Raw genomic sequence first — 466 nt, 5'->3', positions numbered from 1 at the left:
ACCGGCACCACGTCGCCGTGGGCGGCGTGGTGCCGGTGGCCGACGCTGCGGCCTCCACCAGTGTGCCGACCACGCCGGTGGCGGCGGTGGCGACGCCTCGCCCGGCGCCGGCCGCGCGCCCGAAGCCGGTGCGCAGCCACAAGGTGGGCAAGGGCGAGACCCTGGGCGCCATCGCGGCGAAGTTCCAGTGCGACGTGCCGACCCTGGCCCGCGCCAACGGCCTGAAGGCCCCGGCCTACAGCCTGCGTCACGGCCAGACGCTGAAGCTGCAGGGCTGCGACAAGTAATTCCCCCGACCCCTGGAACCCGCATGGATCTCGAAGACACCCGCAACCTGTTCGCCAACCTCCGCGAAAACACCGACTGGGACATCAACGGCCCGTTGCTGTGGGGGTACTTCTTCGTGCACTCCACTGCTGAGCCGTTGCAGGCACTGGCAGAGCACCTGCAGGCGCAGGGCTACACC

General features: G+C 70.6%; 1 protein-coding gene. It reads left to right on the top strand.

All coding sequences use genetic code 11. The annotated features are described in order from the left end of the window. A partial coding sequence (locus EEB19_RS26325; RefSeq protein ID WP_187590281.1) for a LysM peptidoglycan-binding domain-containing protein occupies nucleotides 1–287 on the top strand: 287 nt, incomplete at its 5' end. Nucleotides 288–466 lie beyond the last annotated feature (179 nt).

Origin of the sequence: Gordonia sp. OPL2 (genome assembly GCF_003797825.1) — a bacterium.
In the GTDB taxonomy this organism is placed as follows: domain Bacteria; phylum Actinomycetota; class Actinomycetes; order Mycobacteriales; family Mycobacteriaceae; genus Gordonia.
Note: the sequence above shows the minus strand (reverse complement) of the source record. Positions and strands in the feature narration are given on the sequence as shown.